The following is a 12,056-nucleotide window of genomic DNA, read 5'->3' as shown; positions in this document are numbered from 1 at the left end:
TTAGGGATAGAGAGTTTTGAATTACTTGCCAAATGCTCTCTCTAAAGTATTTTATATAGTGGATTATCTAATATTATTAAGGAGATTATTATGAGCGAAGATAAAAAGCAAATTGTCATCAAGGGTGCACGTGAGCACAATTTACAGGATATTGATGTTAGCGTCCCTCGTGATGAATTCATTGTAATTACTGGTCTCAGTGGGTCTGGAAAGTCTTCATTGGCTTTTGATACAATTTATGCTGAAGGACAGCGTAGATATGTTGAATCACTGTCAGCTTATGCAAGGCAATTTCTGGGGCAAATGAAAAAGCCGGAAATGGAATCCATTGAAGGTCTGTCACCGGCAATCTCAATCGACCAGAAAACAACAAGGGAAAATCCAAGATCTACTGTTGGAACCATAACCGAAATTTATGATTATTTGAGATTATTGTTTGCAAGAATAGGAATTCCTCACTGTCCGAACTGTGGAAAGGAAATCTCACAGCAGACTATCGGCCAAATTGGTGATGCAATCATCGAGGAGGGGGAAGGTGTCAAGATACACATATTGTCCCCGATAGTCCGTGACAAGAAAGGCCAGTTTAAGGATGTCCTTGAAGACCTTAGGAACAAGGGATTCGTAAGGGTTCGCGTAGACGGTGAAGTAAGAAATCTTGATGAGGACATCGAGCTTGCAAAAACCTACAGGCATAATATTGATGTGGTGGTTGACAGATTAAAGATAAGGCGTGACGTTGATTTCAAAAGAAGGCTGGTTGACTCATTAGAAACTGCAGCCGAGTTCACTGATGGTCTGATCACTGTTCTATTTGATGACGGCGCTGAGGAATATGAGAGAAAATACTCAGAGCACTTTGCATGTGTGGACTGTGGAATCAACTTTGAGGAACTGACTCCGAGGATGTTTTCATTCAACGCACCGCAGGGAGCATGTCCTGAATGTAACGGTATCGGTTCAAAAATGGAAATCGACCCTGATTTGGTAGTTCCCGACAAGTCATTGACACTGAACGAGGGAGCCATCGTGCCATGGGCAAGTTCAGCCAAAAGGGAAAACTATTACTTCCAGATGTTGGATGCCGTGTCAAAGCACTTCAAATTCAGCATGGACACTCCATTCGAGGAATTGAGCAAGGAAAACCAGGATATTATTCTCTTCGGTTGCAAGGAGAAAATACCGTTCACATTCAAGAGAAGGAACAAGTCATATATGGTCAACCGTAAGTTTGAAGGGGTTGTTCCAAGAATGCAAAGGCTGTACTTTGAGACCAAATCAAGCTATTCAAGAAAATACCTTTCAAAATTCATGAGCGACAGGAAATGTTACGTCTGTGACGGTAAACGTTTAAGGCCGGAGATTCTGGCAGTTACTGTCGGCGGAAAGTCAATCATTGATGTTTGTGACCTTGCGATTAAGGATTCCTACCAGTTCTTCCAGGATTTGGAATTGACAGAAAGGGAAAACTTCATTGCAAGAGAGGTCCTGAAGGAAATCAAGGAACGCTTAAGCTTCCTGGTTGAAGTGGGACTTGATTATCTCTCAATGTCAAGGTCATCAGGTACATTGTCCGGTGGGGAAGCCCAAAGAATCAGATTGGCCACCCAAATCGGTTCAGGCCTTGTCGGTGTACTGTACATTCTCGACGAACCAAGTATAGGACTCCACCAGAGAGACAATATCAAGCTAATTGAAGCATTGAAAAGACTTAAGGACCTTGGAAATACATTGGTAGTCGTTGAGCACGATGAGGAAACTATCCTGTCAGCGGACCACGTTGTCGACATCGGCCCGGGAGCAGGTGAGCACGGGGGTAAGATCGTTGCACAGGGAACACCATTGGACATAATGAATAACCCTGACTCACTGACAGGCCAATATATCTCAAGGGTTAAAAAGATTGACATTCCAAAGGAGAGACGTCCTGGAAACGGCAAGTTCATTAAGATTATAGGTGCAGAGCAGAATAACCTTAAGAATATTGATGTTGAAATCCCATTGGGCAAATTCACATGTGTAACAGGTGTCAGCGGTTCAGGTAAGAGCAGTCTTATTAATGAGATACTCTACAAGGGAGCCCACGGCAAGTTATCCAAGAAATTCATGTTCGCAGGCAAATACAAGGAAATTGAAGGCTTGGAGAACATTGACAAGGTCATTGCTATTGACCAAAAGCCGATTGGAAGAACACCAAGATCCAACCCTGCAACATACACAGGAGTCTTCACAGACATTCGTGAATTGTTCGCCAACACTCCTGAATCAAAGGCTCGTGGTTACAAGCCTGGAAGATTCTCATTCAACGTGAAAGGCGGAAGATGTGAGGCATGTTCAGGTGACGGTATCGTTCAAATTGAAATGCACTTCCTTGCGGACGTGTATGTTCCATGTGAGGTTTGCGGAGGTAAAAGGTACAATGAGGAGACCTTGGACATCCGTTATAAGGGTAAGAATATCTACGAAGTCCTGGAAATGACTGTTGAAGAGGCTTTGGAGTTCTTTGAAAACATTCCTAAAATCACCAAAAAGCTTCAGACATTGTATGATGTCGGTTTGGGCTACATGAAAATCGGTCAGCCTGCAACAACACTGTCCGGTGGGGAAGCTCAAAGAATCAAGCTGGCCAAGGAGCTGTCAAGAACCAGTACAGGCAAGACATTATACATTCTTGATGAACCGACCACAGGTCTTCATTTCGCCGATATTAAAAGGTTGTTGGGTGTGCTTGACAGGTTAACCGATGCAGGCAATTCAGTTGTTGTCATTGAGCATAACCTGGATGTCATCAAGACAGCGGACCATATCATTGATCTTGGTCCTGAAGGCGGTGATGGCGGTGGAGAGGTTATCGCTACCGGAACACCTGAGGAGATTGCTCAAGCGGGAACCTATACAGGTGAGTTCTTGGAGCGCATGCTTAACGAGAACATCACTCCTTATGCAAAAGAATTAGTTGAGGATATTGGAAAATAGCCTTCTACACGTGGGAGGATATCATGAAAAGGATTGTTGCGGTTATTCGAGAGGAAATGTTTGAAAATGTTAAAGAGGCCCTTCTGGATGCAGGATGTGAAGGAATGAATGTCTCTACCGTTAAGGGCATGGGAAAGCAATTGGGCATTAGCCAATCCTATCGAGGTTCCAAACGTTGCATAGACCTGATTCCAAAAACAAGACTTGAACTGATTGTCAATGAGGAGGATTTGGACAGGCTCGTTGATGTCATTGTTGAAAATTCCAGAACCGGAGAGGTTGGGGACGGCAAGATATTCGTTTCCGATGTGGAAGAGGTAATAAGAATCAGAACCGGCGAAAGGGGTTCTGATGCAATTTAACCTAATTATATTTTTCAAATTCATATCCCTTCCTTTTTAATTTTTAATTTCATTCAATAATTTTTTAATTATTTAAACATCTATTAACTACTTTCTTGTTTTTAAAAATTATTTAAACAGATTTAAATAATATGGTGAATAATCTATTATCATCGAAGAGTATGCTCATTATACTCTTTTTGCCTAGGTGATAAAAATGAGAGAGTTATATGAAAAGATGATTAACGAGTCAATGGCAGCTCAAAAGGCTGACGTTGCAGTTATATCAGAAAATAGGTATAATGACTTTAAAATTACTGATGCCAAACCATACGCTGATGCTGTGGCTGGCATGAAAGCAATTGATGGTCAAGCAGAATCAGTAATTAACTTACACAAAGAATCAGTTAAAAACCATTTTGAGATTTTATCTTCCATTACAGACACCTTGAAATGTGAAGATGACCCATTCATTGAACATTTCCAGACCCCGCCTGTTTTAGAGATTTTATGTGAAGAAGACGGTGAGTTCGCTGACAGTTTGGATAAGTTCATCCAAGCTATTGCAGATAGCGAAGCACTAATCTCTAAAGAGTCCATTAGAAGATATGGTGGATTTTATGGACCAACCTGTGTGGTTGACTTTGCATTGATGCCTGGAAGTACCAGTAATGTGGTAAATCAAATATTGCAAAAAACAGACATTCCAGTTGCTCACAAGCAAGCTATCCTTTCAGCCAAGTCATGGGGTATGAATACCTCCTATGGTGTTGGTGACGCATTTGCAAATGCAATTGAAGCGGGCGCAACAGCAGCTGAAGCAACTGAAAAGGAAATTGCCGCCCTTCAAATGATTTACAAAACACCTATTGAAGGACAAGGCAAATTAATGGATGATGCGGACCATTCATCTTTTGATGTAAGGGATTACATGAACAAATATAAAAAGGCAATGACTCCAGTCGTTAAAGCAGCAATGGATGATGGAGTGCACTATGGTAACATTGTAACTGTCCCTGCATACTGTGTTGGAGATATAGGACACCACATCGGTCAATCCACTTACAACATGTGTAAGGATGACATGACCTTGGCAATTGTTCAAGCAACTGCTGAAGTAATTGATGCAACATTAAGAGGAAACTTAGATAATTATAAAACCGCATTTGATGTTCTCAAATTATCTACAGGTTCATCCGCTTGTGCCACTGAATTCATATTGGAATTAGACGGATTCAATGCACCTATGGTAGTTGACTTGTTCTCCAAAAGGTTCCACAACTTTGTACAGCAATATCCAACAAGAGGTGCTGCTGCCGAGTTACATAACTGTGACTTCATGGACATGATTTACAGAGGATTCAATGCAATTAGCGGTGCCAGAAAATTCAGAGCAGGTACCGGTGGAGAGTTAGTGCCTAAAATCAATGGATTTGACGTTGACTTAAGTCCTATTTTAGCTAGTGAAACCGTAATGAATCCACAAAGATACACTTACCCTGCATGCGCTATTACAGTAAGATTCTCATCACTCATGAGATTGGCAGACTACCCATGTCTATTAACTTCAGAACCAATTACAGCAACCATGATGACAAATATCATTGCACTTAACAAGGAAGCACCTGGATCTCCTGTAAGGGGATGTAAAAACTGTGCTGCTGCTTCACTTGTGGACAACAAACACGAATACTGTCAATGGAGAGAAGCTGTATAGGTGAGTTAACATGACTTGTAACATAAGGAAAAAATTCTTTGCAGAACTTCTGGGAACATTCTTCCTTGTATTTTTCGGTACAGGTTCAGCTGTAGTGACACTTCTGATTACAGAGGCTGCAGGTGCCACAGGAATTGGGCCTTTAGGCGGACTCGGCGACTGGATTGCCATAGCTTTGGCATTCGGTCTGACTGTAATGATATGTATCTATGTGTTCGGTAAGATATCAGGAGCACACCTGAATCCGGCTGTAACAATTGGGCTTTTAGTAACCAAAAACATTGCATTGGTTGACAGTATCTATTATATAGTTGCACAAGTCATCGGTGCATGTTTAGGAAGCCTATGTCTGTTCTTATGCCTTGGCGCTCCAGCAGTAACTATTGGAGGACTGGGTGCAACAGCACCAGGACTTGGCGTAAGTTACATGCAGGCTATGTTTGCGGAATTCCTTGGAACATTCTTCCTCATGATGGTAGTCATGGGTGTTGCTGTTGACAAGAAAGCAGAACCTGGTTTTGCAGGCATATCAATCGGTATGACCGTCGCAGCGGTTATCGTGGTTTTAGGTGCATTCACCGGAGCTTCAATCAACCCTGCACGTACATTCGGACCATACCTGATGGACATGCTTTTAGGAGGAGCCAACCTCTGGGGATTCTTCCCAATATACTTGGTTGGACCTATTTTAGGAGCAATCTGTGCGGCATTCGCATATGCATATCTTGCAAAAGACAGTGGAGTTTGCGAACTCCCACAACCGTTTTTCAACGATGAATAATTCTAAGGAATTATTCTCACTTTTTTTCTTTTTTTTTCAATAACATATTTAAAATAGATTAACCAAATTATCATTAATAAGGTGATAAATTGAGTTTTGACATTAAGGAAGCTTTTTTAATATTCATTCGTGGACTTTTCATGGGTTCGGCGGATATTGTTCCGGGAGTTTCAGGTGGGACAATTGCGCTGATTACCGGAATTTACGGTCATTTGATTGAGGCAATAAGTAACATAAAATTCGGATTTCTAAAGCCGTTAATTAAAGGGGATTTAAAAGGATTTTGGAATGGTCTTCTTGATGAAATTGATTTCAAATTCTTCATCCCGTTAATTTTGGGTATTGGGGTTGCATTCCTGACCCTTGCAAAAGTGGTTACATACTGTATGGAAGTGCACACCGCATTGACATTCTCATTCTTTTTAGGATTGATTATTGCTTCAGCGGTCATTTTATTCAGGAAAATAGAGAAAATCAACATCAAGCATGTGATTGCAGCGATTGTTGGATTAATCCTGACTTACATATTCGTAAGCCTAAATCCGATAGCCGGTGACCATTCACTGATAGTGCTCTTCATTTCAGGAATGATAGCTATTTGTGCAATGATTTTGCCGGGTATTTCAGGATCATTCCTGTTGTTGTTGCTTGGACAGTATCAATACATGTTGACCGCACTTCATGAGCTTCATTTTGTGGAGTTAATTGTTTTTGTCGTTGGTGCAGTTATTGGTATTCTCGGATTTTCAAAAATACTCAATTACCTGCTTAAGAATTATGAGGAAATCACAATGGCATTTCTGATTGGTGTAATGCTCGGGTCATTAAAGGTTCCCGCCGTACAGATTGCAGGTTCCGTTGGCGCTGGTCTGTCTGCACTGTTGCCATGTGTTGTCGTTGCGGTAATTGGATTCATATTGATTATTGTATTGGAAACCAGATTTGATTACATGGAGTAATCAAATTCAATTACTTTTTTTTTAACTTTATTGTGCAAGAATTCTCCGGCTTCTACAAGCCGGAGAGGTTCAAGATTTATTAACAATTAAGAATATATTTAAAATACAATGCTAGTTTTAAAAAAGATTAAAAAACAGTGGAGATTATATCCTATAGGTTCTCCGAAAAATGCCCTGAATCATAAGAGGGAACCCGAATTTGTCGGAAACATCAAGTTCAGTGATGAAGGCGACACATTATCCATTTCCAGATTTGTGGCGGATTATAATTTCAAGGACAACTCCACTTTAAATGAGAAATTGATGCCTCCGGGAGAGGTGATAAAGCTTTTGAGAAGCCAGGCCGTTTTCCTTGCAACCAAGGACGAGAAGGTGGAAAGATTCCTGAAGTCACTCAACATCAAGGTCAGGCACACTCAAGTCTGCGACTATTGTGCCTATGAGGGAAACATCACAATAGTAAACTCCGATTTCTCATACAAATATCACAATCAGCTGATCTGTAAGGATTGTGCATTTGACACAATAAAGCATGAAATCAAGCTTCAGGGCTTTGATAAAAAGATTTTCAGAAATCTAAAATCCACATTGGAAAAGACAGGCAGTCTGGAAAAGACATTGTCCGTTCTTGACCCTCATTTTGACCCGCTGAAGAACAGGAAACTGACACTCTTCGACAAGACCAAGAAGTCCAAGCATATCATTCCCCCAATTGACATGAAACGATTGAAAATCGATAAGGAATTCAAAAAGATTCTTTTGGATTCCGGAAACACTAATTTGCTTCCCGTTCAGTATTTGGCCATTAAGGAAGGTCTTTTGAAGGGTGAGGATTTGCTTGTTGTAAGTGCAACCGGTTCCGGAAAGACACTGGTAGGTGAGCTTGCAGGTATCACACAGGCCTTAAAAGGCAGGAAATTCGTTTTCCTAACGCCGTTGGTGGCTTTGGCAAATCAGAAATACCATGATTTCAAAAAGAAATACTCAAAATTGGGATTGAAGGTGGCAATCAAGGTTGGAAGAAACCGTGTAAAGGCAAAAGGGGAGCTTAAACTTCCGGATTCCGATGTCTCAAAGGCAGATATCGTCGTTGCAACATATGAGGGGATTGACTATCTTCTAAGAAACGGCAACTCCAAGTCATTGTCCAATTTGGGTGTCGTTCTGATAGATGAGATTCACATGATCGATGATGAGGACCGTGGAACACGCCTGAACGGTCTGATCAAACGTGTCAAACATCTGTATCCCAAAACTCAGGTAATTGGGCTTTCAGCTACTGTAAAGAACCCTGAATTTTTGGCAGAGGAGTTCAACATGAAGCTGGTCGAGTATTCCGAAAGGCCGGTTCCTCTGGAAAGGCATCTAGTGTATGTCAGAAATGAAGCCCAAAAGCGCCATATCATGCAGAAGCTCGTAAAGAGGGAATTCAACACAAAATCCAAGAAGGGATACCGTGGACAAACTATCATATTTACCAGTTCAAGGCGAAAAACCCATCAGATTGCCAACTTCCTGATGAATAAGCATGTCAATGCCCAGGCATACCATGCGGGGCTGTCATACTACAAGAAGGAAAAGATCGAAAAGGACTTCGACAAGGGAAAGATTTCATGTGTGGTAACGACCGCTGCCCTTGCCGCAGGTGTGGATTTCCCCGCATCACAGGTAATATTCGACTCACTTGTGATGGGAAACAAGTGGATCAACCCGAATGAGTTTGCACAGATGCTTGGCCGTGCCGGAAGGCCTTCATATCACGATAGAGGTATCGTCTATCTTCTGCCTGAAGTGGGAAATGACTTTGCAGGCGAATCGGAAGAGGCAATGGCGCTGGACCTTTTGGAGAGCAACAGCGATGACGTCTACATTGAATATGATGAGGAATCAGCATATGAGCAGATTCTGGCGGACATCTCATCGACTTCCATCAGGACAATGGATGAGCTGAACGGGTTTTATGAGAATATCGATGTTCCAATAAGCATCAAGATTGCCATTGACGAGATGGAGAACCTGGAGCTTATAAACAGGATGTCAAACAGATTGGAAGTTACAAAATATGGAAGGGCAGCATCAGTCTCATTCCTATCAATAGCCGATGCAGAATTCATCAAAAATACATTAAACGATAGAAATTACCTGAAGCATTATGTCGGACACTCTCCGATGTACAAGAAAAAGGACAAGTATGACAAGCTGAAGGTATTGATATTGGCAATGGCAATGGATTTGGAGATGTTTGAAAATGCATATCTCTCAAGCGTCATTCACAACCAGATATCCAATGCCTTAAAAATCAAGTTTTCAACAAGATTATTTGCGGAATCCACATTGGATATCATATCAAGTGGTGAGGCAATAGACAAGGTGGACAAGAAATTCCAGGAAGCGCTAATCAGGATACAGTCAGACTTCATGCAGTGCAGATGCCAGGACAGGCCGTTCTGCCAATGCCTGCAGAGGGGAATATCAGAGGTAATTGTCCATGAAAGGCTAAAGGGAAAGGATCCGCAGGACATATCAAACAAGCTGTTTCGAAAATATCAGATTCAAATCTATCCTGGAGACATTTTCTCATGGCTGGATAATTTTGTGAAAAATCTGGATGCAATCAAGAGAATTGCTCAGGCTTACAATAAGAATAATATAGTTAAAAAAACTAATTATTTAATTAAGAAAATAGAAAATGGGTGAACATCAATGTATACCGAAGAAAAAATATTAATAGGCTGTAATGAAAATACTGACGTGTTTTTATTACCGAAACTGGCTAACCGTCACGGTTTAATAGCCGGAGCAACAGGAACTGGTAAGACCGTTACCTTAAAGGTACTTGCAGAATCCTTTTCTGATTTGGGGGTTCCTGTATTTTTAGCGGACATGAAAGGGGACATCTCCGGACTTGCAAAAATAGGTTCCGGAAACGATTTCATCACTAAAAACAGGGAAAAATACGGTCTTGACGCTAAGGGATTCAAGTTCAAGGAATATCCTGTTGAATTCTGGGATCTTTTCGGTGAAAAAGGACTTCCGATAAGAGTAACATTATCAGAAATGGGTCCTGTATTGCTTTCAAAAATATTAAACTTGTCAGAAGCTCAATCAGGAGTATTGAACATTGTATTTAAAGTGGCAGATGAGCACTGCCTTCCAATAATCGACCTTAAAGACTTGAAATCAATGATTAATTATGTCGTTGAAAACAAAGCACAGTTTGAAGGTGAATACGGTGCCATTGCCGATAAGTCAGCCAACACAATACTCAGAAGCCTAATCACACTTGAAGACCAAGGCGGTAACGATTTCTTCGGAGAACCTGCGCTTGAACTCGGTGACTTCATGCAGCTAGATGACAATGGTATGGGAATTATCAACATTCTGGATGCTCAAAAGCTATCTCTATCACCTGAAATCTACTCAACATTCCTGCTTTGGATGCTGTCCACATTATTTGAAACAATGCCTGAAGTGGGAGACATGGACAAGCCTAAATTCGTATTCTTCTTTGATGAAGCCCACTTGCTATTCGATGACATGTCTCCTGAATTCGCCAAAAAAATCGAACAGATTGTAAGGCTGATTAGGTCAAAAGGAGTTGGAGTATACTTCATCTCACAATCTCCTGCAGACATTCCTGATGATGTATTGGCACAATTGGGTAATCGTGTTCAACACGCACTTCACGCATACACTCCAAAAGACCAAAAGGCGGTTAAGGTGGCTGCAGAAACATTCAGGGCAAACCCTGACTTCGATACTGCCGAAGTGATTTCCAACTTGGGAATCGGTCAGGCACTTGTGTCCGTACTGGATGAGAAAGGTGTTCCTACTGTTGTTGAACAGGTGGATATTGTGCCTCCACAAAGCCACATTGGAGCCATTGAGGATGAATTGAGACAGCAACTGATTGACATTTCCACATTAAAAGGAAAATACGCTCAGGCATTGGATGCTGAGTCCGCTTATGAATTGTTATTGAATAAGATTAATGAGAATCCGAACATGGAAAGTGAAGTGGCACCTGAAGTAATTGAGGAGGTAAAGGCTCAAGCCCAACAGGCACCTGCTCCTGCAGAACCTGTAGAAACAGTAGAATCTGAAGCTGCTCCGGAACAACCTCAACAGCCTGGAGCTGTTGATGTTATCGGTGGAATTTTAGGAACTGTCCTTGCAGGCCAACAGCAAACAAAAGGTGGAAGGGCCAAAAAGACCACTACTCAAAAGGTTGTTGAAAGGGCAGCTACACAAGCGGCCTCAACAGTTACTCGTGAGGTTACAAAAGGAATCATGAGGGGAATATTCGGAAATATGAAATGAGGTGACTGGATGGCACATCCCCATAAAGATGCTATAGCTAAGATGCCTGCCTCAGCTTTGATAGGGGTTATCGAAGAGTCTAAAATGACTTATGTAAGGGAAAACCTGAGCATATTTTTGCATGAAAGTCAGATTAAGCTCCTAAAGCAGGTCAAAAAGCATGAAAAGCCGCATCATAAAAAAATCAGAATAAAGCAATTTGAAAAGGCAAAAAAGGATGATCTTTTCAATCTTCATTTGGGTCTGTATTTGAAAAAATATGAGAAGCTTGCCAAATTGGGTCTGGTGGAGGTTGATAAGCAACCAAACAACGGGCTCGAATATGATTGCACATTAACTTCTGAAGGCATTAAAATTCTAGATGAAATATCCGATCTTGAAAGGAAATGGGAAGACATTGTCGGAATCAGCGACAGTGATGCTGAAGTCCTGAAGGAGATTGCACTCAACTCATTTGAGATTTCATATAGGCACAAGAAAAAGAAAGGTTTCATATTTTAAGGAAATTGCATTCGATGGCTATTGAATCATATGCATTTTTCACATGTTCAATAGCTTCACTTCTATTTTTGAAAAAATAAAGGTGGCTTTCGCAGTTGCAGTCTGAACATCCGAAATTTTTTATTCCAACTGCATGTGTTTTAAGGTGTTGAGATATATCGCATTCCACCTTCTTGTCAATGTTATAGATAATGTCTATTATTTTACAGTTGTCCTCTTTTAAAAGGTAGTCCACATGCCAATGTAGTTTTTTGCTGTCACTTAAATGTCTGTTTAGTCGTGCTTCCAGTGAATTCATTGCTGAACCCACATATACATAGATTCCCTTTTTGAATTCAAGAACTCCTAGTTTTTTTCCAATTCCTATTTCGGATTTTTTCTTAATGTATATTACCAGGCAATAGCATCCCTTCATATTCTCACATGAAAAATTTTATTAGTTTTCTCAATCTAATTATATT

General features: G+C 41.0%; 9 protein-coding genes. 8 read left to right on the top strand and 1 reads right to left on the bottom strand.

Going from position 1 to position 12,056, the window contains the following annotated elements:
* The first annotated feature begins 90 nt into the window (after positions 1-90).
* The 8 genes from uvrA (at position 91) to MBBTH_RS02685 (ending at position 11,595) form a co-directional block, all read left to right on the top strand.
* Positions 91-2,976: an excinuclease ABC subunit UvrA gene (gene uvrA, locus MBBTH_RS02720; protein ID WP_394340194.1), complete on the top strand. Its 2,886-nt coding sequence runs from the start codon at positions 91-93 to the stop codon at positions 2,974-2,976.
* A 23-nt stretch (positions 2,977-2,999) separates the two neighbouring features.
* On the top strand, positions 3,000-3,338 hold the full coding sequence (locus MBBTH_RS02715) for a P-II family nitrogen regulator (RefSeq protein ID WP_116591511.1): 339 nt from the start codon (positions 3,000-3,002) through the stop codon (positions 3,336-3,338).
* A 196-nt stretch (positions 3,339-3,534) separates the two neighbouring features.
* Positions 3,535-5,034: a DUF2193 domain-containing protein gene (locus MBBTH_RS02710; RefSeq protein ID WP_116591510.1), complete on the top strand. Its 1,500-nt coding sequence runs from the start codon at positions 3,535-3,537 to the stop codon at positions 5,032-5,034.
* 10 nt (positions 5,035-5,044) lie between these two features.
* Complete coding sequence (locus MBBTH_RS02705) at positions 5,045-5,815, top strand: MIP/aquaporin family protein (protein ID WP_116591509.1); 771 nt, start codon at positions 5,045-5,047, stop codon at positions 5,813-5,815.
* Positions 5,816-5,955: 140 nt separating this feature from the next.
* Positions 5,956-6,774 (top strand): DUF368 domain-containing protein, encoded by an 819-nt coding sequence (locus tag MBBTH_RS02700; protein ID WP_116591578.1) that lies wholly within the window; start codon positions 5,956-5,958, stop codon positions 6,772-6,774.
* A 108-nt stretch (positions 6,775-6,882) separates the two neighbouring features.
* Positions 6,883-9,471: a DUF5814 domain-containing protein gene (locus MBBTH_RS02695; protein WP_116591508.1), complete on the top strand. Its 2,589-nt coding sequence runs from the start codon at positions 6,883-6,885 to the stop codon at positions 9,469-9,471.
* Between the two features lie 6 nt (positions 9,472-9,477).
* Complete coding sequence (locus MBBTH_RS02690; RefSeq protein WP_116591507.1) at positions 9,478-11,094, top strand: helicase HerA-like domain-containing protein; 1,617 nt, start codon at positions 9,478-9,480, stop codon at positions 11,092-11,094.
* Between the two features lie 9 nt (positions 11,095-11,103).
* Positions 11,104-11,595, top strand: coding sequence for a hypothetical protein (locus MBBTH_RS02685; protein WP_116591506.1), 492 nt, complete (start codon positions 11,104-11,106; stop codon positions 11,593-11,595).
* Here the strand turns inward: MBBTH_RS02685 and MBBTH_RS02680 are convergent.
* A complete protein-coding gene (locus MBBTH_RS02680) occupies positions 11,585-12,010 on the bottom strand; it encodes a GIY-YIG nuclease family protein (RefSeq protein ID WP_116591505.1) in 426 nt (141 codons plus the stop codon). The two genes, MBBTH_RS02685 and MBBTH_RS02680, sit on opposite strands and share 11 nt — an antisense overlap.
* Positions 12,011-12,056: the final 46 nt, after the last annotated feature.

The organism is Methanobrevibacter thaueri, from assembly GCF_003111625.1.
Lineage (GTDB): Archaea > Methanobacteriota > Methanobacteria > Methanobacteriales > Methanobacteriaceae > Methanocatella > Methanocatella thaueri.
Note: the sequence above shows the minus strand (reverse complement) of the source record. Positions and strands in the feature narration are given on the sequence as shown.

Excerpts from the sequence above, each read along its gene's own strand:
- MBBTH_RS02685 (WP_116591506.1), top strand. The coding sequence starts at position 11,104 with ATGGCACATCCCCATAAAGATGCTATAGCTAAGATGCCTGCCTCAGCT.
- uvrA (WP_394340194.1), top strand. The coding sequence starts at position 91 with ATGAGCGAAGATAAAAAGCAAATTGTCATCAAGGGTGCACGTGAGCAC.
- MBBTH_RS02705 (WP_116591509.1), top strand. The coding sequence starts at position 5,045 with ATGACTTGTAACATAAGGAAAAAATTCTTTGCAGAACTTCTGGGAACA.
- MBBTH_RS02680 (WP_116591505.1), bottom strand. The coding sequence starts at position 12,010 with ATGAAGGGATGCTATTGCCTGGTAATATACATTAAGAAAAAATCCGAA.
- MBBTH_RS02695 (WP_116591508.1), top strand. The coding sequence starts at position 6,883 with ATGCTAGTTTTAAAAAAGATTAAAAAACAGTGGAGATTATATCCTATA.
- MBBTH_RS02700 (WP_116591578.1), top strand. The coding sequence starts at position 5,956 with ATGGGTTCGGCGGATATTGTTCCGGGAGTTTCAGGTGGGACAATTGCG.
- MBBTH_RS02690 (WP_116591507.1), top strand. The coding sequence starts at position 9,478 with ATGTATACCGAAGAAAAAATATTAATAGGCTGTAATGAAAATACTGAC.
- MBBTH_RS02710 (WP_116591510.1), top strand. The coding sequence starts at position 3,535 with ATGAGAGAGTTATATGAAAAGATGATTAACGAGTCAATGGCAGCTCAA.
- MBBTH_RS02715 (WP_116591511.1), top strand. The coding sequence starts at position 3,000 with ATGAAAAGGATTGTTGCGGTTATTCGAGAGGAAATGTTTGAAAATGTT.